Consider the following 24,831-nt stretch of genomic DNA (forward strand, 5'->3'; position numbering starts at 1 on the left):
ATGCACCAGATGCCATAGGCATTGCCTAAAGCTCTCCGATGTCGACATTGTCCGGGTCGGCCACGACGACTTTTTCTGTGGTCGGGTCTGACAGTTTGTCGGACGCGATCCGAGCGGCCACGCGCAGATGCTCAAGGCGTTTCGTGATGACATCCGCCACGGCGTCGGCCACGTCGACAGCCCGATGCTGCCGCTTGAAGGTTTCCATGGCGGAATGCGCCCCCGGAAGAAGTTCAATGAACAGCGACCCGGTCGGGATCACAACCTCTTCGCTGTCCGGTCTCGCGTTGTCCAGCCGCCGTTCCAGTGTCGCCAGAACCCGGGGCAGGACGGCCTGAAAATCCGCATCCGCCATCGTTTCGCGCAGGCAGCCAGCGTATCGCTCAAGATCGCCGACCGTGATGTTGGCCTCCGCGTCCGGGTCGCGGACACCCGCACGCCCCGACAGGAACGGCACCGCAAGTATTTCACTGACCGGGTTCAGTTCGGTCAGCGGGAAGATGCGGTAGTTCCCGAAAAAGCCCAGATGCCGGGACAGGTCGGCAACCTCGGCAAGATCAACGGTATCGTCGGTCACCTCGAAATTTCGCGCCCGTGCGGCAATGCGGATGGGTTTGGTCCAGCCTGGCGGTTCCTCATGCGCTTCAGTGCCGGAAACCGAATAGCTGACCTCGCCCGAGATAACCGGAACCTGGGTATTGCGCAGGCGCATCAACATCTGATGTCGGTCTTCGTGATCCCAAATGGCCTGCATGTAATAGATGATGTTCTGCTTGATATGCAGTTGCAGTTTCTTGACCTGAATGACCTCTCGGGCGAATTCGGTGAAGGCTGCGTTGAATCGCTCGACCGCCGATTCCAGCAGCCCTTCCTGCCGGCGCAGCTCATCCTCGGTCTCGTTGCGCTCACGTTCTTCTTCGTCAAGCAATCCCTCAGTCGGGGTGTTTGCCGAGCCGCCGCCAAGGCCGACGATCTCCAACCCAATCTCGATCAGGCTGCGCGAGCGTCGCCTGCGCCGCCGGCTTTCCACCACGCCGCCCGTATCAAGCTGTTTGCGCAGGTCCGCGACGACGTCGAACTGTTCCTCCATCATGTCTTCGAGATCGGCCAGCCCCGCCTGTTTCGCCACCAGCCCGCCCTCGGTGATGATGTCCAGTGCTTCGCGATAGCTGTCATCCAAAAGCACCCGGCGAATGATCCAGTCGTAGCGCCCGATCATTTCGGGTGTGATTTCGCTGGGGTTCCAGACGTCTTCAGCAACAAGGATCACCGGCGTCAGCTTGTGCAGCTTCTCGGACACTTCGAACCGCCGCTGCAATTCATAGAACAGACAGGTGAATGCGATCTCGTCATTGGGATTCTGAATCTCGCTGCGTTCTTCTTCGACCAGTTCTTCGGTTTCCGTCGTTTCAACGGTTACGCTGGAGGAATTTTTGAAGCTTTCACTTTCCTTGCGGATCTGTTCGCGAAAGGTCTCTTTGGTTCGGCTTGATTGCAAGCCGAAATTGGTCGAGAAGGTCGACTTGCTTTCACCACCGCCCACGCCGGGCACCGAGGCGTTGGCTTTGCTTTCCAACGTATAGGCGGTTTCCATCTTTGCATTGTCAACGATCTTTGCCACGTCGCGCGTGGTCGAACTGTCGGAAGAATTATACGTGTTTTCAGAAGCCTGGGCGCGCTTTTCATTATAGCTGCGCTTGATCGTCCGGCGGCTTGAGAAGCTGATTTTCTGTTGCGGCGCCAGCGGCAGGGTCTTGACCAATTCACCGGCCTGATAGGATTTCGGCTCCCATCTCTGGCGGTATTTGACAATCTGGCCGTAATTGATCGCCCGACCACTGTCATCGGCGCCGAATACGGTGAACGGGTAATCCGCTGCGATCACCTCATCCAACGCGGTCAGGTAAGCGTTGAGGATCTTCATCCGGCGGCCACGTTCCCGCGACGAACGGCGGCCACGGTGGTCGCGCACCCGGCCTCTGCCTCTGTCCCGGTGATCGCGGCGGCGTCCGGTACCACCATCTCCGCCGCCCGGGGTGACGATGTCCACCACGGCCCCGGCGGCACCGGCCACAGCCCCGGCGACCGAGGAAATACCGTCCATCACGCCACCCAAAACCGAATAGCTGACGTCCGGCGCGGTATCGCTGCCGAATTCGGAAACGGCCGCCGCGCGAATATTGTCGGTCTGAAAGGTCAACTCGTCCAGCAGATCGCGCCCCGCAGTGTCACGCCCGTCATTACCGTTGACGGGTGCGGCTTGTGCCACTTCAAACTTACCGGCCTCGACCAGCCGGTCGGCCAGCACAGTTGTCCACCACGGATCAAAGATATCCTGCCACACATGGTCAAAGGCAAAGTTCAGCGTCTCGAAATCGAAAATCGCTGTCTGGTCCGCCGCGCCGCCCGTGAACTCCAAACCGTGCACGAACCCGTTGATTCCGGCCAGTGTGCCAGCCGCTTCGTTTTCCGTTGCTGCGGCGCCGGCGGCGGCAATCTCGTTCAAAAGCGAGGATAAGTGCCGCTTGACCTCTTCCGGTGTTGCGGGTGCAGGAGCGGACGAGGTGCCGTTCCCACCAGTACCTGAGCCGCTGCCGCCGTCGCTATCGGCGCTAGAAAACGATTTGACGATCCGGCGCTTGCGACAATCCAGCGGCAACCCGTCATAAAACGCCCAGTCGCTGCCCATTGGGTGCCGGGTGCGGTCGTAGATCACCTTGCGGATTTCGTCACTCGTCAGCCCGGCAACAGCGGTGCCCGACGCATCAACCAGCTTATTCCGCCCGGCGGTGTCAGGGTCGATGGTCGCTTCCATGCGGATTGAGCCGATCCGGCCAAGCAGCGACCGGATCGACTTTTTCTGCGTCGTCTGGACGTTGCTGTTTTTGGCGACGTAATTCTCGGCCACGGCACCGTTGGCGCGGGTGAACCGCTTTGTGGCGCGATCAGCGAGCGTATCCCGAACTTTGTTGCGCGCGGCCTCGATATCTACGCGGCGTTTGTCGATTGAGCCGCGTAGCGTGTTTCGCAACGCCGAACGGTTTCCGGCCGCTGCCGAAAAAGCGGTTGTCGCGGCCTTGCGCATCGCGGCGCCGGGATCCTTTGGAGCGGCGGCGATACGCTCGGCCGGGACGCCCACTGCAAACTCTTCGTGAATGGCCAGTGAACGGCGCATATGCGGGGACAAAAACAGAAGCCGAGAGGACGCTCCTTCGGTTTCCCGTGGTGCAGTGACAACCAGCACCAGCTTGCGTTCGGTGATCTGATCACGTTCGACATACCGGATCTCGAACAGGCCGGAGTCGTCGGTTCTGGATGACCCAAGCGACACACCGCTGCGTATCCATGGCAGATGTTCCTCGCACAGGTCTTCACCACCGCCATGGATATCCTGCGTATCCGCAACATCGAAAACGGTGACATCCGCCGCAGGAACCGGGTCCCCGGACTCCAGCACAAACACTTCGCCCGTCACAAGGCGCTCGGGTAGCGTCTGTTCTTCCATGAGTAGCCTCCCAAGAATTTTCTGGTCATGCCCGAACTGCCGCACCGGCATCATACCATGCTTTGCATTCACGCCTCTGAATTTCTTATGGGGTAAGCGTCGTTGGAGTTTCCCGGCTATGTCTCGCGACGCATCAGGGTTTCATTGATTGCGCCAAGGGTTGATGGGATTGCAGCAACTGAATGGAATACAGCTGCGGGTGCTTTCGGCGCTGCCGATGCGCCGAACCTGCCTTTCGCAATTTCGGTTACGCCGCGGGCGGGTTTCACCTAAAGTCCAGAACACGGTTGATAAAAGGTGATCACATGAACGGCGCGCATTCATTGGTGAAAACTTTCCTGAACAACGGTCTGGACACGGTTTTCGCCAATCCCGGCACGTCGGAAATGCACTTTGTGGCGGCGCTTGACGAACATCCGGAAATGAACTGTGTCCTGTGCCTGTTCGAAGGTGGAACAACGGGTGCGGCAGACGGGTATTTCCGGATGAAACGCGATGTCGCCGGAACGCTGCTGCATCTTGCGCCGGGATTTGGCAATGCATTTGCCAACCTGCACAACGCGCGCAAAGCCGGTTCCGGTATCGTCAATGTGATCGGTGATCACGCAACACACCATCTGCGATATGAAAGCCCGCTCAAAGGGGACGTAACGGGAATAAGCCAGGCGGTCAGCCATTGGACGCGTATGTCTGACGGCGCCGCCGATGTCGCGGTGGACGGCGCTGCTGCGATCCGGGCGGCCCGATCCCGAAACGGTCAGATCGCGTCTCTCATCCTGCCCGCGGACACCGCGTGGAACGAGGTGGAAGCTACCCCGCCCCAAATTGCCCGCGCGCAATCCCTGTCTCGGCCTTCCTCAGCAGACATAGATGCCGCGGCAAAACGGTTGAGGGTCCCGGGCGCCGCATTGATGATTGGCGGCGCGGCCCTGTTTGGGGCGCAGCGCGAGCTGGCTGGTCGGATCGCCGCCGCAACTGGCTGCCGTTTGTTGGCGGATACCTTGATACCGCGCATATCGAAAGGGGCAGGAACCGCTCGGCTGGACCAACTAGTCTATCCCATAATGCCCAAAATCGGCCAGTTGGAAGGCACCTCGTCAATCACACTGGTCGGCACCAACAGACCCGTCGCCTTCTTTGCCTATCCGGGCAAGCCCAGCGTTCCCGAACCCGCGGACTGCCTGATTGCAAACCTGTGCCAGCCAACAGACGACATCGGATGGACCCTGCAGGCCCTGGCAGACGCCGTTGGTGTCTCGGCCAAAACTGAACCAGCCCGCGTGCCGCTGGACCTGCCGAACGTCCCCGGCGGGCAAATGACCCTTGAAAAGGTGGGGCTGACCCTTGCGGCCCTGATCCCCGAGAACGCGATTGTATGCAATGAATCGGTGACGTCCGGGTTTCATGTCATTCCGCCGATGGCGACGGCGCGGCCACATGATCTTCTGGCGGGTACCGGAGGGGCGATCGGTCTGTGCCTGCCCTGCGCCACCGGTGCGGCCATTGCCTGCCCCGACCGCAAGGTCATCGCCCTGACCGGCGATGGTTCGGCGATGTACACATTACAATCCCTGTGGACCATGGCGCGCGAAAGCCTTGATGTCACGGTGGTGGTCTTTGCCAACCGGGGGTATCAGATTTTGCGCGATGAACTGGCAAATGTTGGGGTCGAGAAATACGGCCGGAACGCGCAAGCTATGTTTGACGTCGAAAACCCAACGCTCGACTGGGTGTCGTTGGCAAAGGGGCACGGTGTGCCGGGGGTCAGAGCAGACGATGTCGACAGTTTTGCAAAGGGGCTGGCGGATGGGCTGGCAAGCGACGGCCCGTATTTGATCGAGGTCGTTTGTCCGCCTGTCGAATAAACGGCGGCACATACTGGTTGGCGGTATGTCCGCCAGGTTCAGGTGCCTTAGTGCCACTTTCTCCAACTCAGGTGAATCGCCAAGTCACGACGTCCTGAGCCGCGTTTCCCACATTTTCTTTGCAAGATCATTGGTGCATTTAGGGTGATCGACCTATGCGAAATGAGCAAAAAGCCATCGTTCAGCACGTCAGCAACTGAGAATTATGATACGGCAAGCAAGCGGACTTACGACTATTTGAGTTTAGGGCGATAAAGGTTTGTACCGAAATTTCCGGGCCGCAACTCTATTTGGCCGTATTTCAAACTGTTCTGATCAACTGTTTTCTCGGAAGATATCCGCTGATCCAAAGGGGCGTTTGGCATCGAACGGCAAAGCTCCGCCGTATTGGGTCCGCTACGTACAACCAATTAACCAGTATCGTTGGATTGAGCTACCGTAGGTTGTGTTGTGGCGAGTCGTACAACGGCCCGCCACCGGTTTTCTGATCAAAAAGAGGGACTGACATGCCGACCACCCTAGCTGCGGGCGATATTGCTTTTACGGGATTCAATTCTGACAACCCCGATGAATTCACCTTTGTTGCGCTGACAGATATCGAGGCCGGGACCGAGATCAGGTTCACCGATAATGGCTGGCTGGCAGCAGGCGGCTTTCGCAATACCGAGGGTGTTTTCGTGTGGACTGCGCCCGCAAACATCCCGGCGGGAACTGTAATCAATCCCGCGTTTTCCGGACCGTCCCTCTCGGCCAGTGGGGATCAGATCCATGCATATCAGGGGGACGAGGCTGCACCGTCATTTGTTGCCTCAGTCCATTTCAATGGCACGGGCTATGAGGCTGACGCAACAACGTCGAACACTTCGGCACTACCCGCCGGGCTGACTGTCGGCACCAGCGCGATAGCCATCCCCGAGGCCGACAATGGGGTCTATCAGGGGCCGCTCAGTGGCACCAAGGCAGAATTGCAAACGGCCATCAACGACCCCGCCAACTGGGTGACCAACAACGCAAGGATCGACGATATTGAATCGGCGGGTTTTACCGTCACGGACGCCGCCCCGTCACCGTCAGTCATAATCAATGATCTTAATCTCGCCGCCGACGAAGGCGGCATGGCGGATTTCTACGATGTCACTTTGTCCGTCGCACCCACACAACCCGTAACCATCACCATCGCGGCGGGTGCCGATCTGGATGTGGTGCCTGCCGTGCTTGTGTTTGATGCAACGAATTTCGATCAGCCGCAGCAGGTCGCGGTTACCGCCGTTGACGACGATCTGCCGGAGGCCGCAGAGGTTGCGGACATCCTGCACACTGTCACATCCGATGACCCCGCCTATGATGGCATCCTTGCCCCGGTTGTCGAGGTGTCCATCTCGGCCAGCGACATCGAAATCGTGGCGATTTATGAGATACAGGGCGCGGGCCATGTGTCGGATCTTGTGCTGGCCGACGGGCAATCGGTTGCCGAGTTCTTTGACGCCCTGCCTGCCGGTGCTTCGAACATCTTTGGTGATATGGTTTCAACCAGCGGCATTGTCACGGCGGTGGATTCCAACGGGTTCTATCTGCAGGACCCGAACGGCGACGGTGATGATGCAACCTCGGACGCGATTTTCGTGTTTACCGGATCAAGCCCGGCTGTGACGGTCGGGGACGCCGTTTCCGTCGGTGGAACAGTTGCCGAATTTTTCCCCGGCGGCACAGGCAGTCGGAACCTGCCAACCACGCAACTGACCAACATCTTCGATCTTGAGGTTCAGTCATCGGGCAACGACCTGCCGGATGCGGTTCTGATCGGCAACGATCCGGGTGAACGCGCGGTTCCGAACCAGAGCATCGACGATGATGCCTTTGCTTCCTTTGATCCTGCGCAGGATGGTATCGACTTCTTCGAAAGCCTTGAAGGAATGCGCGTGACCGCAACCGATTTGATTGCTGTCAGCGGAACCAGCCGGTTTGGTGAGATTTTCGCGGTTGCCGATCAGGGCGTTGATGCAACAGGTCTTTCCGAGCGCGGCACGTTGAATATTTCGCCGGATGATTTCAACCCCGAGAAAATCCAGATCGACGAAGATAGCGGGATTTTCAACTTTGATTTCCCGACGGTGAATGTCGGTGACCAACTTGGCGATGTCACCGGCGTGGTTGGATACAGTTTTGGAAATTACGAAATCCTGCCGACCGAGGATTTCACGCCTAACATCCAGTCCGCCGGGTTGCAGCCTGAAACATCCACACTTTCCGGATCGGTCAATGAACTGACGATCGCGACCTACAACGTGCTCAACCTCGACCCAAATGATAGCGACGGCGATCAGGATATTGCCGACGGCCGGTTTGACGCGATTGCCGCGCAGATCACGAACAACCTCAACAGTCCGGACATTATTGGCCTGCAAGAGGTGCAGGACAATTCAGGGTCGGACAATGACGGAACTGTATCGGCTTCAGAAACCCTTGCGGAACTGGCCGCGGCAATCCTTGCGGCAGGCGGTCCGGCCTATGAGGTGATCGACAACACGTTCATCGGCGACGGGACGTCGGGCGGCCAGCCCGGCGGCAACATCCGCACGGCTTTCCTATATAACCCTGACCAGGTCGCGCTGGTCGAAGGATCTGTGCAAACCATCGGTGGCCAAGGACCGGGTGAAGCATTCGAGGGCGCGCGTCTGCCGCTGGTCGCTGATTTCGTCTTCAACGATGAGACTGTAACGGTGGTCAACAACCACTTCTCGTCCAAAGGCGGGTCCGCACCCATTCTTGGGACCGAACAGGATTTCACTACGCGCCAGGAAGATGTCTCGGTGAATGGCAGTCTTGATGAGCGTCAGGCCCAGAGCCAGGCGGTGCAGGATTTCGTCAACGGTTTGGGCGATGGTGCAAATGCCGTTGTTCTGGGTGATTTCAACGAGTTCGAGTTTGTCTCACCCGTTGCCGATCTCGAGGGCAACACCAACCTCGTCAACCTGACACACGATATCCCGGAAGACGAACGCTATACTTTCGAGTTTCAGGGAAACAGCCAATCATTGGACCACATACTGGTGTCCGATAACTTGTACTCCGGGGCGCAGGTGGACATCGTCCATGTCAATTCCGAGTTCGCCGCAACCAGTTCACGGGCGTCTGATCATGACCCGATGCTGACCAGCCTGTTCCTGCCTGACACGCAGACTCTGGCGGTCGAGTTCGAAGCCGGGCGGTGGTTCCGAACCAAGGCTCTGGAAAGTATCGATGGCGAAGTTGTGGATGTCGACCGGCTTGGCCCCGTGCGCAAAAGCCTCGATTTTTCGGATGTGGGTATCAATGTCGATGCGATCGACCCCACCAATTTTGAGCTTGTCGCCATTAAAAACGGCGCGATCGGCGTCTATTCCTTCGATGATCCCATCTTTGGGCGCGAGGCCAGAACGGTTGACGGAGACGAGAGCCTGAGGATCGCGCTTGAGGATTCGGACGTTGAGGCAGTGGAGTTCATCTTCAGCTTTGGCGAAAGCCACGGCAGCGGCATCGTCGAGGTTGCCTTTTACGATGACGGAGAACTTGTGGGAACGCTCATGGCGGATGCCAATGACGGCGATTTCCAAGGTTCGCTGGGCCGTACGAGTTTTGATGCGGTTGAACTGTCCGCAAGCGGCGACACCATGTTCACGGTCGATGAATTTGCATTTGAGGTGATCGATCACAACCTGATCGCGTAATGCAGAGCTGCACTGAGCAGCCCCATTTGACTGGTCCAGGTTGATTGTTAGCGCATCATTGGCTTTTGATCCATCGGGATTGATCTTCCTCACTACAGTGGTCCGCCGCAATGTATAGGAAGATATAGGATGGGTCTCGCCCCGTTTCTGGTCTTGTCTTCATGCAACCTTTCGGGTTTCGGTTAGTTGGGCCGCAAAGGGTCGGGAACGATAATTGTCAGGGCTTCCAATAAACGCGCAGACGAGGATGTACCTTTGACCCGCTGTAAGTAGACAAAGCTTTTGTCATCAATTTGCATGAAGCGAGTCGAATGTGCACGCTTGTGTTCAATTGGCATTTCTGGAAAAGGTGACTGGGGTGGTGGGGGTTTTTGTAACTTATTGAAAATTAACAAAATAAAGGAAATGAGGGCAATGGGAAATGTTCGAAAACTGGTTTGAGTCCAGTATTGTGCCTCACTTTTCTGCCTTTGAGTTTTTGGACGTTGGGGAACTCGCACGTCATACGATTTGCGCGTGATGAGCGGGAAGCAGAAGTTCGCTGCGGGTGCGAGATGGGCAAACGCTCCAGTGTGTAGCGGACATTCAACGTGGATGGGATCGAGTTTAAGCAGATGCACAATATCTGGATGGAAGGCAGGCAGCTAAGCGCGCTTACTACTCGGATCCGAAGTGGCGAGCCCCGAGGAATGGTAGTAAAGAACACGAAGCTAGATAAATCAGATGCGAACGCTTTCTGGGCCAGGACGAGTTGTAATTGCTTGGGCAGTTATTGTCCGAGGTGGAGCTAGCCGGCACGGATACACGCTATTTTGGCGCGGCATTAACCGCGCAACGCCGCGCCAATTGCGCCGACGATATCCCCGGAATCTTGGCCTTCGCTCAGGTCTACCATTTCTCTTAGTTCGACCAAAACTACTACGTTCACTTGCCCACAGCCACAACAGAGGTAGAAACTGAAGTGAAATGCGCGACTCGATGTAGTTCAAGAAGGCAGTGATCCAAACGCCTTTTTGGTTCCGGTTGGTTTTGATCTCGTCGCGTTAGTCCGTCTTGGTGAAGGCCATTACAGCTGGAGCGCGGGTCTAACTACCGGACCATGTTGGATTCAATTGATGAAGTTGAGGGGACCGACGGGCGCGGTTGGTGTTACGTCGCATACGGCGGCGTGTGGTTGAGAAACCAGAACGTAGCGTACGCCATTGCACGCTTGCTTCCTGAGTTTTTACCCCGAACCGTGCCTTGCCAATTGTGGCCATCCCCTCGAGAACAGCGGAGAAGCTTTGTTCTGAACTACCGGGATAGTATTTCGTCCACACGGCAAAAGCAGTCGTCAGAGCTGTCAAATCACGTCGCGAGATGGCATTGAGACACATATGTGCGGCGTACCATTCGGTTTGGATAGCGCGCTCTCTCAATGTTGCCAGCAGCGATACCATTCGCGCTGAGAAAGTCCAGATCGCTACGGCAACGAATGCGACCGATCCCAACATAAGCCAAAACACTTTGGGCAATTGCCATACATTTCCGTCTTGTGCATTGTCAGAAGCTGCGCGGAGAATAGGCACGTCAATTGTCGGTAAGGTTGCGGTTTCCAGCTGTTCGGTCTCGATGTTGAACCAATCAAGTGTTACTTCCGGCAATACGGCGGCCCCTTCGTACTGAGCGACATACGAGGTTGTTTCCGTGCGCGTCCCTCGTAGCAGACCCCGGTCTTCTTTCTCGTCGATTTGGGGATCTCTTGGATAGGCGCGCAGGCTGTCCCCTTCGGGTGCAGGAGATAGGCGAGGGATCATGATTGGCGAGGTGCCAGTGATCTTTGCTATAATGGTCCTAGTCAGAGCCCCTCCAACAGCCATACTGGGATCTCCATCAATCTGTTGCTGGAGTTCGAACCCACTGGCGATGATCAGTGGATCCAGCCCAGATGCCCCTTCGGGGATGGTGGCAGTGAAAGTCAGTTCTGGAAGCGAGCCAGAGAAAGTCACCGGTTCATTTGTGTCCGGGTTGGCATAGGTAACGACTACGTCTTCCGGCGGTAGGGTATAGCTGCCGCCTGCGAGCGGGTAGAGGCGATAGCTGCGGCGCACCCCCGACCAGGTTTCACCATCGATATTTTCGCTGATCGGCCCCGAGGAACGCTCGGGCTGACGGACCAGAAGTGACGGAATTTCGACAGCCGGAAAGATCGGCGGTTCGGGCATCCATGTTGGCACAAGGATTGAAATGCGTAGCAGCAGCGGCTGACCGACGATTGTGCTATCGTTTTCCAACTCGGCCGTAACGCGCGGGTCTTGCGCGATGGCGATGCTGGCACCAATGCACAGGAACGATATCGCGATCAGAGTGCGGATCATGTGCCCTTCTCGCTATTGTCGTAGAGGAACCGACTGCGCAGGAAATCCCCCATATTGGTGTCGATGCTGTCGATCCATTGGTCGGGAGACAGCGTCTTTGCCTCGTCCCTAGGTGCATCGACCTGCGTAGCAACTCCGCGCTGAGCTTCGTTGTCGAATGTCATGTCATCTGCCCCGATGCCAATTTCCTCGCCAGTGTCGGATTGCTCACGAGTGGTTTCGACCTGTTCGACAATGGCCCAAGCGATTTCGGCGTTTTTGGCAGCAGCAGGAAAATCCGGCTGGCGGTCCAAAGCGGTTTCAAAGGCCTGCGCACCTGCGCGGTATTCGCGGTTGCCGATCCGCGCCAGACCTTCGGAAAAGGCTGCCTCGGCACTGTACAACCCGCTGAATAACTCGGCAGCTTCCTCGTAGCGACCGGCGCTTAGCAATGCGTGACCTTTCCACATCGGGTCGGTGAACAGGCTGGCGGCCTGTGCGAACTCCTTGTTTCGAAAGGCAATCTGCCCTTGTTGATCAGGTGTCAGAAACCAATCCTTCCATCCATCGGCATATGCACTACCCGGCATTTGAAGTGTGAAGACAACGGCAAGTGCAGTGCTCCAGCGCATGGTCCAACCGCGGCGGAACCACAGCAAAGCAATGAGTGCAGCAGGCCACAGCAGCACCCAGCCGCGATCGTCCCATTCCAAACGTTCATCGTTCAGCTGTGCCGCTTTTTGCACCGAGGTTAACTGCCGTTCGATCTCTGCGATATCCCGATCATCGGCAGATAGTCCAACAGCCGAAACGTCTGCGAGCCCGGTGATCTGGGCGGGGATTTGCCCGGAAGGCACGGCAACTAACATCGACACTGGTGGCTGTTCAGGGTAGTTTTTCATGAACGCTGCAACCGTTGCCGGATCAAGGTCATCCAGCACAAAGAGGATCGCACCAGGCGTTTCTGCAGCCTTCAGTATTTCGCGCGCTAAATCCAATGCGGCAGCGGCATCATCCCCTTCAACCGGCATCACCTTGGGGTCCAGCCCTTGCAATAGCGGGCGCAGTATATCTGGGTCTTCGGTTAGCGGTGCGACCCGATGCGCGGTGCCTGCATAGGCCACAAGCGCAGTACGCGCGCCAGCCCGCGCAGCGATCAGATCCAAAATCTTGAACCTCGCTCGGTCTAGCCGAGTGGGTTCCAGATCGGTATCCTCCATCGAAGGCGTTACCTCGAGCGCCACCACAAGAGGTGCGGTTTCCGCGACTAGCGGGTTGGGGATGCGGTTCCATGACGGACCAGCTGCGGAGAGTACCAGTAGACTCAAACAAAGCATGACGCTGTCAATTGGTTCAATACGCCGCTGGGCGTTTGAACCGACCTGCAGAGCCTTTGCCAGATGCGGGGCGATATGCCGGGTGTCATGTCTGTGCTGTCCGGGTTGTCGCCTTGTAATGTACCAAAGCAGCACAATAGCAGGTAAGAGCAACAACCAGAGGGGACGAAGGAAGTGGAAGGCATCAAAAAAACTGGTCATGCCCGCCTCCAAGTCCGTGAAGCGAGCAGAGCAACAAGCGTTGCTATCCCCAGCAAGGCGGCGAGCAGGCTGGCCACCCAAACGAGCGAATAGGTCGGCCGATAGCTGGTTTCTTCGACGATCCGAGGTGCCATGGCGTCGATCTGCTCATAGATTTGCGACAAAGCTGAGCTGTCATCGGCATAGAAGAAGGCGCCACCGGTGCGGGTTGCGACATTTTCCAATGCAGTCAAATCGACCCGGTCTTCGCCTGTCCCTTCGGGGTCGCCCACGCCGATGGTTTGGATGACCACGCCTTTGTCAGCGGCAATCTCCGCCGCATTAACTGGCGAGACACGGCTGTTGGTGTCCGCACCATCGCTGAGCAGGACGATCAGACGCTCATCGACATCGCTGCTGTCGAACATGCGGATTGCCAGACCGATTGCATCTCCGATGGCGGTGTTTGGCCCGGCCATACCCACCTGAGTCTGATCGAGGAATCCGTCGAGGCTTTGCAGATCTTCGGTGAAAGGAGCCTGTACGAAAGCGCGCGTGCCAAAGACAATCAGAGCCATACGGTCGCCATCGCGCTCTGCGATGAAGGTTTTGAGCACATCGCGTACAGCATCCAGCCTTTGCATCCTTTGCCCGTTTGCGCCGATTAAATCCCGTTGATCCATGGAACCCGAGATATCGAGGGCCAGCACAACGTCTCGCGCCGATTTTTCAATCACTATGGGATCGCCCAACCGTTGAGGTTGTGCCAGACCGATCACGATCATTGTCCAGACCAGTAGTGCAGTGATGATCTGAACTCTGCTCCGATGCAGCACTGTTGCACCTTGCTCTGGCGTAGCACCCGCTGCTTCTGTCAACTGCCGGAAAAAGGGGATTCGGATCGCCGTGGCCTCTTCACGGTGTGGCGGGAGAAACCGCCAAACCAGCCAAGGTAGCGGCAAAAGGATCAAGAGCCATGGATACAATAAGTTGATCACTTCAGACCTCTTGCTTCGGCTGCTTGTGCGTCACGATCCAGTCGTGCGCCAAGCGGGTCAGCTCTGGAGAAGCCGGGACCGGGCGGTAGGGAGCTTGCGCAACGATGCGTCCAGGACCATTCGAAAACCGGTCGTTGTCCATGGTCTGGTCGAGAAAGTTTAGCCAATCTTTGCCGGTCATTCCTGCAACCTCGCCGCGTGGAAATCCGCTCAATGCAGTGCGGCGCAGGATATCGGCGATGCAAGCCGGATCATCCCCTGCTTTGGCCAGCGCGCCCAAGGCTGCGCGGCGATAGGCGTTGGTTTGGCGGTGTCTTATGGCCCGCCGGATCAGCCATCCGGCCGACAGCGCAAGTGCCATCCCAAGCCAGGCCCACCCAACAGTTTGCGGCATCATCGAGATTGGCGAAGGTTCCGGAGCGGGCTCCAAAAGGTCGATCAGCTCGATAAGGTTAAGGCCTTGCAGATCCGGGTTCATGACGCGCCCAACAGATGAGAGATTTGATCCAGCGCAGGGGATTGCGTCGACAGCGGCAGGAAGGGCAGTTGGTACTTCTGCGCCCAGCCGCGGATATGCGCCAGTCGGTCCTGTGCAAAGACTTCTAATCGTTTATGTGTCCCGGCAGAAGCGGTGTCGATCTCTGCCTGCAAGGCACCGTCCGATACAGCGAGGCGTGTATTTGCAGGAATATGCGTAGCCATCGGGTCGGCGATGTTGAACATCATCACGTCATTGTGCCGGGCGAGGCTGCGGATCAAAGACTCGGACGCAGCGTCAACACCGTCGAAATCGGAGAAGGTCAGTATCAGATAGTTGGTCTTGGCAATCCGGAGCGCGGAGCGCAACATCCGGTTGAATACGTTGGGCCGAGCGACTCGACTTCTGGCCGATAACCGACCGTTGGCGCCAGCGATCGAGGCCAGCATCTGTAGCACGGAAAGGGCCGAGCGCACGGGCCGGTGTTCGGCTACGGTGTCGTCCGAGAAGACCAACCCGCCGACCCGATCGCCTTGCGCCAGCAAAAGATGCGCAGCAATGGCGGCGGCCTCGGCAGCGATGACGGATTTCATGTAGACTTGGCTACCAAAAAACATCGATATGCGTTGGTCTACCAGCAGCAGCGTTGGGCGGTCGCGTTCTTCGGTATAGACCCGGACATGGGGCGTGCCCGTGCGTGCCGTTACTTTCCAGTCCAGAGTGCGGATATCATCTCCTGGCAGATAGGCGCGCAGTTCTTCGAAATTCAGCCCCCGGCCGCGTAGTTTCGAGGCATGGCGACCGTTCAGAACGGAATTCGCAGGTTGCCGAGGTAGAAAGGTCAGCCGCGAGGCGCGTCGTCTGAGCGCGACCAGCTGGTGTAGATCGACATGAATGCGGGGATCATGCCCAAGCTCTGTAATCGTTGCCGTTTGCTTCATTGGCATAACATCCTCGGCCGAAGGCCTGTCGTCATGGTAAGGCAACCAGTTTGATGATCTCGTCGGTCACATTATCCTGCGACAGACCAGCGCCCTGTGCCTCGTAGCTCAATGTGATGCGATGGCGGAATACGTCATGGGCAATGGCTCTGACATCGAGAGGATCGACATAGTCTCTCCCGGCCAGCCAAGCGTGTGCGCGGCTGCATTTGTCCAGAGCGATCGAGGCGCGCGGGCTGGCACCGACCTCGACCCAGCTGGCCAGTTCTCCGCTCAGAGTTGCGGGGGTTCGAGTAGCGTACACCAGATCGGCAAAGTAACGCTCCATCGCATCCGCGACGTGAATGCCGGAGATTTCCGCGCGCGCATCAAAGATGGCCTGCTGCCGAATGGCGGAAGGCTTGGACGCGCCGGACTTTTTGGGCTGATTGGCTGACTGTTCCTCGCCCCGAACCAAGCGGATCACCTCGACCTCGTCCTCAACCGGGGGGTAGACGATATTCACATGCATTAGGAACCGGTCCATTTGTGCTTCGGGTAGGGGATAGGTGCCTTCCTGTTCGATAGGGTTCTGCGTAGCCATGACGATGAACAGGGGTTCCATCGTATGTGTCGTACCCGACACCGTGACCTGGCGTTCCTCCATCGCCTCCAGCAGGGCGGCCTGCACCTTGGCGGGCGCGCGATTGATTTCATCGGCCAGCACGATATTTGCAAAGATCGGTCCCGGCTCGAACCGGAACTCGGGCGTGCTGCTGGCCTGGACGTATACCTCGGTACCGGTGACGTCTGATGGCAGTAGATCAGGCGTGAATTGGATGCGGCTGAACTGCGCGTCCAGATTTTTGGCCATCGCTTTGACGGCGCGTGTCTTGGCCAATCCGGGCAACCCTTCGATAAGCAGGTTGCCATTGGCCAGCAAGCCGATCAGCAAGCGTTCGACCACCTCGGTCTGACCGATGATGGACTGACCCATCCTGGCTTTGAGGTCGAGGATCTGATCATGTGCGGACATGGGAATACTCCGTCATTACCCTAAACCAGTTCTACACTCAAAGCAGAAGAAGTTGCACTTATACTCAATCTTTGAGGGTATTCGAAAAACACGCTCCTCCGGCTACAACATTGAATTCAATCAGCTTTCAAACCATCCAGAATATGGCCGGAGTTGAACTCCGAATGCGGCACAGATTAGTTTGAGCAACTCCATAAATCAATTTTTTAACACAAAGACTCAAATTTACGTGTAAGCTGTGCAGGTTCCCTATTACTCAAAAAAAGGTTTGAAAACATGTTTGCAGCCTTTGAGCCCCGGCGCATCATCCGGCCATTAACAACGTTCACCTGCGCGATTTTTTTGGCCGTTTCCGCCACCGCGCAAGAGCAAAAGCCCAATATTCTTGTCATCTGGGGTGACGATGTTGGCCAGTCCAACATCTCGGCCTACACGATGGGTCTAATGGGGTATCACACGCCGAATATCGACCGGATCGCCGATGATGGCATGATCTTTACCGACTATTATGGCGAGCAATCCTGCACGGCGGGACGGTCTTCTTACATCATGGGGCAGTCGGTGTTTCGGACCGGTTTGTCCAAGGTGGGTCTGCCAGGTGCCGATCTCGGGATGCAAGAAGAAGACCCGACAATCGCGGGGCTGCTCAAAGCCGAAGGCTATGTTACTGGTCAGTTCGGCAAAAACCATCTGGGCGACAAAGATGAGCATCTGCCGTCCAACCATGGTTTCGATGAGTTTTTTGGCAATCTTTATCATTTGAACGCCGAAGAAGAGCCCGAGAACGAAGACTATCCCGGCGATCAGGTACTGGCTGATGGCCGCACTTTCCGAGAGGCCTATGGCCCGCGTGGCGTGATCAAGTCCAAGGCCGATGGCACGATCGAGGATACTGGCCCGCTAACAAAGAAACGCATGGAAACAGTCGACGACGAAACTGTTGCCGCGGCTATCGACTTCATCAAGCGCTCGCATGAGCAGGGGCAACCTTTCTATGTCTGGTGGAATGGTACGCGGATGCACTTCCGCACTCATGTGGCTGATGACCGGCGCAACCCGGGTAACGACGAGTATACCGACGGAATGCTGGAACATGACATGCACGTTGGTCAACTGCTGGACCTGCTGGATGAGTTGGGTATCGCCGACAATACCATCGTTCACTATTCAACCGACAATGGCCCGCATATGAACACCTGGCCGGATGCCGCGATGACTCCGTTCTGGGGTGAAAAGAACACCAACTGGGAAGGTGGCTGGCGGGTGCCCTCGATGGTGCGCTGGCCTGGTTTGATTGAGCCTGGCTCAGTCTCGAACGAAATTATGCACCATATGGACTGGCTGCCGACTTATCTGGCCGCTGCGGGTCGTGACAATATCAAGGAGGAGCTGATTCAGGGCGGTGTTCAAGCCATCGGACGTGAATACAAGGTGCATCTGGATGGTTATAACTTCCTGCCCTATTTCAAGGGCGAGGTGGAAGAGGGACCGCGCAAAGAGATTTTCTATTTCTCGGATGACGGTGATCTAACGGCGCTGCGGTATGACGACTGGAAGCTGATTTTCCTTGAGCAGAAAGCATGGGGCACCCTGCGCGCCTGGATGGAACCATGGACTGAGTTGCGCATCCCCCTGATCATCAATCTGCGCCGTGACCCCTATGAGCGCGCCTACCGGACTTCGAACACCTATTATGACTGGCTGCTTAATAGGGCCTATTTCCTTGTCCCAGCACAGCAATATGTGGGCAATTTCCTGGCGACATTCCAGGAATTCCCACCACGCCAGAAGGCTGCCAGCTTCAATCTGGAACAGGTGATGGAAAAGATGACCGCGCCTGTAGGCGATTGATCCTGAATAATGAACCGATCCGGGCCGCCACAATCGTGGCGGCCTGTCTTCATTGACCCTGCTAAGGTGCCAATTCATGCTCAGGTATTTTCTGTTACTTTCGCTGTTTTCCATCACCTCGGTCGTATTTGCAGACCCCTTGCCATCCTGGAATGAAACAGACAGCAAGGCGCGGATCGTCTCGTTTGTTGAAAGCGTCACCGACCCCAATTCCGATGGTTATGTTACGCCGACCGATCGTATTGCGGTCTTTGACAATGACGGTACGCTATGGGGTGAGCAGCCGGTATATTTCCAGCTGATCTATGCGGTCGAAGCGTTTCAGAAGATGGCGCAGGATGACCCTGAATTGGTCAAATCTGACGCGCTCAAGGCTGCAGCAGCAGGTGACTACCAGGCTCTGGCTGAGGGAGGCGAAAAAGCCGTGATCGAAGTTCTGGAGGCGACCCATAGTGGTCTAAGCGTAGACGATTTTCAGGCAAGTGTGAGCGACTGGGTTGCCACCGCAACTCACCCGGTCACGGGTCTGCGTTACGACCAGATGACGTACCAGCCGATGGTGGAGTTGTTGCGTTATTTGCGTGACGAAGGGTTCAAGACATATATCGTCTCTGGTGGTGGGATTCATTTCATGCGGGTCTTTGCCGAGGCCGCCTATGGCATCCCGACCGAACAGGTCATCGGCACCTATACTGAAACCACCTATGAGGTGATCGACGGTGTTCCTACCATCATCAAACAACCGGCGATCGGTTTTGTTGACGATAAAGAAGGTAAGCCAATCAATATCGACCGGATCATTGGGAAACGACCGATCATTGCTGGTGGAAACTCGGACGGCGACTATGCGATGATCGAATGGACCACGGCGGGTGACGGACTTCGACTGGGCCTGATCGTGCATCATACGGATGGTGAACGCGAAGTGGCCTATGCTTGCGACAGCCATATTGGTCGGCTGTGCGATGGGCTGGAAAGCGGTCCCGCTCTGGGCTGGCTCATCGTCGATATGGCCAGCGATTGGTCGCGCATCTACACCAGTGTGAACCAGTAGCGGGAAGGATGTAAATATAGCCATTCGTTTATCAGCGCCCCTGATCAGGTGGGTTGCCATTGCTGGAGCAACCTTTCTGGGGCTTCCCACCGGATCATCTGCGCGAGAGCTTGAATATGTAGGCTCTTCGCAATGCACCAAGTGCCATACCGAAGCCGCCGCTGCGTGGAGCGGTTCGCATCACGCGCTGGCATGGAGCGCTCCGGCGCCGAATACGGTGATTGCAGATTTCGATGGCACCTCCTTCAGCCATGATGGCATGAACGTCCGGTTCAGTACCGACGGAGTGCAATATCGCGCCGCCGTCACTGAAAAGGACGATCTCACAACTGAATACCCGGTGCATTCCGTTGTGGGCATCGCTCCGCTTCAGCAATACCTGTTCGAAACTGAGCCAGGCCGGCTGCAAAGCTTCGACGTGGTCTGGGACGTGGAAAACGAACGCTGGTATCACCTCTATCCCGATCAGGACCTGCCGCCGGATGACGGATTGCATTGGACCGGGCCTTACAAAAACTGGAACGCCCGATGCGCCGAATGTCATGCTACCGGGTTTGAGAAGAACTATGATCCGAACACGCGTACTTACGCATCAACCCAAGCCGAAATCGGTGTTGGTTGCGAAGCCTGCCATGGTCCCGGCTCAGCTCATCTGGACTGGGCCAAAGGAAGCGAACTTACCAATAGCAACGGGCAATTGAACGCGCTCGGACTGACTTTGGAATTCAACGCGGGCGCGGAGGCGACGATCCAGCAATGCGCTACGTGCCATTCTCGTCGTGAGGCGTTTGGAGACGGTAATCCGCTGCCTGGATCATCGTATCACGACAACTACAACCTCGCGCTACTGCGACCTGGTCTTTATCATTCGGACGGCCAAATATTGGACGAAGTCTATGTCTACGGTTCTTTTCTGCAGTCTAAAATGTATGCCAGCGGCGTCAGCTGCACCAATTGCCATAACGCACACTCTGCAACGCTCATCGCCGAAGGAAATGATGTATGCACCCAGTGTCATTCGCTAGCAGGGCGGGAAGAGTTTCCTGGCTTAACACGCGCGCTCTATGACGATCCGGGCCACCACTTTCATCCTATGGGTTCGGAAGGTGCAGAGTGCAAAAGCTGCCATATGCCAGAGCAGATTTACATGGGCGTTGACGGGCGCCGGGATCACGGATTTCGCATCCCACGACCAGATCTTACGGTAGAGACAGGGGCTCCGGATACTTGCACCGATTGCCATACGGATCAAACCTCCGAATGGGCCGCAAAGACTGTAGAGGCTTGGTATCCGCAAAGCGTAAATCGTGATGTACATTTCGCGCAGGTGTTCGCTAAGGCGCGCACCAGTTCGGGTGCGGCTAGCAATGATCTTGCCCAGTTAGCACGCGACACCGCCCAGCCTGCGATTGTTCGTGCAACGGCCTTGTGGTTGTTACAGCAGGACATGGCGGAGGATGTGAGAGATTTGGCTCTTGGACAGTTGGATGATTCCGATCCGATGGTTCGCGCCAGTGCGGTGGGCTTGCTAGCTGATGCCGACGAAAACGAGATTTCAAAAATTTTGCCTTTGTTGGAGGATCCGTTCCGGAAAGTCAGGATTGCAGCAGCGCGGGCAATGCTGTCAGCGAATGGATTGCAAATGTCTCGCCAGGAACAAGAGCGATTGCAACAGGCCATGACCGAATGGCGAAGCTCGTTGCTCAACCGCGCAGATTTTCCAGAAACTCACTTGGTTCTGGGTGGGATGGCCTTGTCGATGCGCAACTTAGCGGCCGCACAAATGGCTTTTGAAGAAGTAACTCATCTCGATCCACAACGTGTTGATGCGTGGGTGATGCAGGTACGTCTCGCTGCGGCGACAAGCGATCTAAATACTGCAAGGCAGGTGTTAGACCGCGCGCTTTTGATAAATCCAGATGACCCTTCGCTTTCTGCGCTAGCTTCGAGTTTGCGATGAAAAAGAAGGGTGACGTGTATGGATCAGTTGCAGGATAAGCCTGATCCGTCTTGCGAATTATCGGTTCGATTGCACCTTGATGCTTTTGATGAGGTGAATTTATCGAAAAATCGCGCGGAACATCAATGACCGCTTGTGAAATGCTACACTGCAAAGTGCAAACTGTAGTTAACGGCAGCTCCGGGCCGACCTCGTTCCAAAGTGACTACGATAGTAGGTCAGAGATTGTCGTACATGCGGTCAGGGGATTGGCGGCGCTTCTGCTGACTTCGATCCTACAATTGAAGGAGGCGAATTCGCGGGATCATTCCGAATGCGTCACGATCGTTAAGAGCAAGGGCAGAAAGCTGCCCTTGCTTGATCGATTCCTCAAAAAGGGAACCGATGGTGCGAAGGAGGCGGGTGTTCAACCTCCGGGGGAAGGCCGACGTCCTTCCTCAGGTGAGCTGGCAGCTCGGCTTTTCTGAGTAGAACAGGTTGTTCTGCACTTGATCGCCGGCCGAAGATAGCCGCTAGCCGCAGTAAGAAGCCACGCGACCGGTTGATTGGAATGTAAAGTGATAAGCTTGGCATTGTTCTCTCCATAAAATGATGGAAAGCCGCCACATGAGGAAAACACAAAAAAGGCCGCTCACGAGGCGGCCTTCAGATTGGAAACCTTTCAGACCGCTTTAACGGGCTACTGCGCCTGCCGCGCGAAGCATTGAGGTCTGACAATTCAGCATATCTGATCTCTCCTGTATCAGGGTTTCCGGTTCGTCCAATTACCAGAAGAGTGGTCTTAATTCAACAACCCATACATGTATTGGTCAAATTCCGCCGGATTACGAACACAGTTTCTTCGGTAAGAAGTCAACATATTGTTTTGTTTACATCTTTATCTGTCGCTTAGATGCGATGCTTCTACCAGCAATTTTACATTGGGTTCTGCTAAAGACCGAACTGTAGAACATGCTCGGTGAGTGAGTTGGGAGCTTGCACGTGAATTTACGCGTACGGCTCAAGGCTGATCCAGTCATCAGATCAAAACTTGGCAACAGAGACAGTTGCCGCTTGACGTCTTTGAGGGGCATTAAACAAACTGACCATCGGTCAGACCAATGTGTTGACCGATGGTCAGAATCACATTATCTGATGTCAAGGACCGCACCGAGAGGAAATGTGATGCGCCGAAGCGAAGAAGAAAGTTCGCCCCAATCCAAGCAAAGAAACACCTTGCTCAACGTCGCAACCGCAAAGTTTGCGGAGAACGGTTATGAAGAGACATCGATTCAGAAGATCGCGTCGGCGGCCGGCATCAGCAAGGCCAAGATCTTTTATTACTTCGATGGTAAAGAGGACCTTTTTTTCCAAGCCCTTGACCGCACGATGGCGCCGATCATCGATCCTCTCGAGTCAGCGCCAAGTGTCAAATCCGCCGAGGAGTTCTGGGCTTCACTTGAAGCGGGTGTCGTTCATGCTTCTGCATTCGGTCGCAACGATCCTTATGCAGCCGCCCTTTTTCGGGATCTCTTCCGCCGGGGGGATCACACGCGGGCACTCGCCCGCCTGACAAACAGGGTTCGTGCTGCGGTCAGCAATAGGTTGCGGGACGGTCGTGCCGTCGGTGCGGTCAGAACGGATCTCCCCGTTCCAATCCTTGCCGAGGCAATTGTCGGTGCCCTTGTCCAGATTGATCGGTGGCTTACCGATAACATGGAAGATGGTCGACCGCCTGTGGATCTTTTTGATGACAGATCGATTGTCGCTTTGGCCCGCGATGCATTGCAACAGCGTATTCCAAATGAACTTGATGTCGAGGTGTCATACGCCGCGGAGAACGTACCGCGCGACACGGATGCCTACCTTGATATCGACATGACCGTGACAGAACAGGTGACGATGCGGAACGGTCGAGAGAAACCGTCGACACCTACGTTCGAGCGTCAAGGCTTCGAACTTATTCCGGCCCCGGCGGTGTTTTTTTACCCGCCCGATGACATAGAGGCCCGCGCCACATACGGTGCGATCGAACAGGCCCTGAAGGACCGGTTGGGAGCCAGTTTTGCGCGCGTGTTTGACCACACAGTGCGCCACACCGAGCGGGGTCCAGGCCTGCGTCCTCCGATCCGTGTCGTTCACGCTGATTACGGCCCGAGTGCCGGTCATCGGCGCCTGAATGAACTGCTTCCACCTGATGTCGCCGAACAGTGGGCGAACGCCCGGATCGTCGTGGCCAATCTTTGGCAATCGGTCTCCGGGGTGGTTCACTCAACACCGCTTGGCTTCGTGGACATCAACACAGTTGCGAATGACGATTTCATCCCGATAACCGTTCACTACAGAAATCGGGACGGCGAGATCGGCTACTATCGCCCCAACTCGGCGCACGAATGGTATTGGTTTCCATTCATGCGACCTGAGGAGTCTGTCTTGTTCAAGACCTATGATGGCAAACCAGGCGAAGAACACTGGTCCTGCCCGCATGGTGCCTTCACAGCCCCGACCGCACCGGCAGAACAGGACGGGCGCAGAACAAGTATCGAATACCGCATTCTGTTGGCATTTGAAGGCGAGTAGGGCCATGCACATGTTGCAGGACGACACGGTGCTCAAACCTTTTGGCCCAAATATCTGGACGGTCGACGGTGATGATGTCCGGATGTTCGGTGCGCTCCCTTTCACCACGCGGATGACCGTCGTGAAGTTAGAAACCGGTGGTCTTTGGCTTCACTCCCCGGTCTTGCCGACAAAGGAGCGGCGAGATGCGTTAAAGCGGTTAGGGCCAGTTGAGCATCTGGTGGCACCGATCAAAATCCATAGCATCGGCATAACGCCTTGGAGCTCCATCGTTCCAGCAGCTCACGTTTGGGCGTCGCCGCAATTCACAGCACGGCACCCTGATATCCGTATCGACACTTTGCTGACGAATGCGACCAGGCCATCTTGGGCCAATGAGATTGCCCACCTTGCAATTGAAGGACATACCGTTGTCGATGAGGTCGACTTTTTACACAAGCGGTCGAACACCTTGATCCTAACCGATCTCATTCAGAAACATTTCGCAGATCGTGACCCGAGGTTCTGGCGTTGGGTTAAGAAGATTGTTGGGGTCCTTGGCGAGAAGGGTGGAGTGCCCCTTGATATTAGGCTGAGCATTCGAGATAGATCTGCGCTGCGGCAAAGCATCGAAACCCTTTTGACTTGGGATTTCGACAATCTCATCCTTTCCCATGGCCACTGTATGCAAGGCAGAGCGCGGCAGGAATTCCGACAAGTCTTCGCATGGCTTCTTGGTTCTCAACACGAAGACGAAAGTGATGTCGGTTCTGGCGGTATCAACAACTAACCAGCATACAGTTTTCGAATTGCCGGTCACTTAGAATGCGACAGGCCACTACAAATGTCTGTTTCCTTGAAGCTACCATGCAGCGTAAGGCGATTAGTCGACGGCCGATCACGACCGAAACCACAACGCACGTCTTTCAATCTGATGACTGAAAGAGCTACCGGAGCGTTCCCTTGACCGACTAGCACTTAATGTTAGAGCTAAGATTAGAATATCGGTCGCATCCTAATTTTCAGCGCGCTATTATAGTGCCGCTTAAGTTCTTTCACTTTCAAG

General features: G+C 56.1%; 14 protein-coding genes. 7 read left to right on the forward strand and 7 right to left on the reverse strand.

Annotated elements, in window-relative coordinates:
* Positions 1-25 precede the first annotated feature (25 nt).
* Positions 26-3,505 carry a hypothetical protein gene (locus ACXAC3_RS07025; RefSeq protein ID WP_475158119.1) on the reverse strand — a complete coding sequence of 1,160 codons (3,480 nt, stop codon included), beginning with the start codon at positions 3,503-3,505 and terminating at the stop codon, positions 26-28.
* 305 nt (positions 3,506-3,810) lie between these two features.
* Here ACXAC3_RS07025 and ACXAC3_RS07030 point away from each other — a divergent pair, with 305 nt between their 5' ends.
* Together ACXAC3_RS07030 and ACXAC3_RS07035 are read left to right on the forward strand one after the other, a co-directional pair.
* On the forward strand, positions 3,811-5,370 hold the full coding sequence (locus tag ACXAC3_RS07030; protein ID WP_475158120.1) for an acetolactate synthase large subunit: 1,560 nt from the start codon (positions 3,811-3,813) through the stop codon (positions 5,368-5,370).
* Between the two features lie 506 nt (positions 5,371-5,876).
* Positions 5,877-9,077, forward strand: coding sequence for an endonuclease/exonuclease/phosphatase family protein (locus tag ACXAC3_RS07035; protein WP_475158123.1), 3,201 nt, complete (start codon positions 5,877-5,879; stop codon positions 9,075-9,077).
* 1,085 nt (positions 9,078-10,162) lie between these two features.
* Here ACXAC3_RS07035 and ACXAC3_RS07040 read toward each other — a convergent pair.
* From ACXAC3_RS07040 to ACXAC3_RS07065, 6 genes are all read right to left on the reverse strand, one after another.
* Positions 10,163-11,434, reverse strand: coding sequence for a hypothetical protein (locus ACXAC3_RS07040; protein WP_475158125.1), 1,272 nt, complete (start codon positions 11,432-11,434; stop codon positions 10,163-10,165).
* Positions 11,431-12,951 (reverse strand): VWA domain-containing protein, encoded by a 1,521-nt coding sequence (locus ACXAC3_RS07045; RefSeq protein WP_475158126.1) that lies wholly within the window; start codon positions 12,949-12,951, stop codon positions 11,431-11,433. Before ACXAC3_RS07045 ends, ACXAC3_RS07040 begins: the two co-directional genes overlap by 4 nt.
* Positions 12,948-13,766, reverse strand: coding sequence for a VWA domain-containing protein (locus ACXAC3_RS07050; RefSeq protein WP_475158127.1), 819 nt, complete (start codon positions 13,764-13,766; stop codon positions 12,948-12,950). Before ACXAC3_RS07050 ends, ACXAC3_RS07045 begins: the two co-directional genes overlap by 4 nt.
* A 163-nt stretch (positions 13,767-13,929) precedes the next feature.
* Entirely contained in the window at positions 13,930-14,406 is a 477-nt protein-coding gene (locus ACXAC3_RS07055; RefSeq protein WP_475158128.1) for a DUF4381 domain-containing protein, read from the reverse strand.
* On the reverse strand, positions 14,403-15,347 hold the full coding sequence (locus ACXAC3_RS07060; RefSeq protein ID WP_475158129.1) for a DUF58 domain-containing protein: 945 nt from the start codon (positions 15,345-15,347) through the stop codon (positions 14,403-14,405). Before ACXAC3_RS07060 ends, ACXAC3_RS07055 begins: the two co-directional genes overlap by 4 nt.
* 31 nt (positions 15,348-15,378) lie before the next feature.
* Positions 15,379-16,362, reverse strand: a complete 984-nt coding sequence (locus tag ACXAC3_RS07065) for an AAA family ATPase (protein ID WP_475158130.1) — start codon at positions 16,360-16,362, stop codon at positions 15,379-15,381.
* Between the two features lie 276 nt (positions 16,363-16,638).
* Between ACXAC3_RS07065 and ACXAC3_RS07070 the strand changes: the two genes are divergently transcribed.
* From ACXAC3_RS07070 to ACXAC3_RS07090, 5 genes are all read left to right on the forward strand, one after another.
* Positions 16,639-18,213 (forward strand): arylsulfatase, encoded by a 1,575-nt coding sequence (locus ACXAC3_RS07070; protein WP_475158131.1) that lies wholly within the window; start codon positions 16,639-16,641, stop codon positions 18,211-18,213.
* Positions 18,214-18,289: 76 nt separating this feature from the next.
* A complete protein-coding gene (locus ACXAC3_RS07075; RefSeq protein WP_475158134.1) occupies positions 18,290-19,267 on the forward strand; it encodes an HAD family hydrolase in 978 nt (325 codons plus the stop codon).
* A 217-nt stretch (positions 19,268-19,484) separates the two neighbouring features.
* On the forward strand, positions 19,485-21,227 hold the full coding sequence (locus tag ACXAC3_RS07080) for a cytochrome c3 family protein (RefSeq protein ID WP_475158136.1): 1,743 nt from the start codon (positions 19,485-19,487) through the stop codon (positions 21,225-21,227).
* 1,164 nt (positions 21,228-22,391) lie between these two features.
* Entirely contained in the window at positions 22,392-23,786 is a 1,395-nt protein-coding gene (locus tag ACXAC3_RS07085) for a CmcJ/NvfI family oxidoreductase (protein ID WP_475158137.1), read from the forward strand.
* A gap of 10 nt (positions 23,787-23,796) precedes the next feature.
* Positions 23,797-24,555, forward strand: a complete 759-nt coding sequence (locus ACXAC3_RS07090) for a DUF4336 domain-containing protein (RefSeq protein WP_475158138.1) — start codon at positions 23,797-23,799, stop codon at positions 24,553-24,555.
* Positions 24,556-24,831 lie beyond the last annotated feature (276 nt).

The organism is Ruegeria sp. ABV4_181, assembly GCF_056158465.1.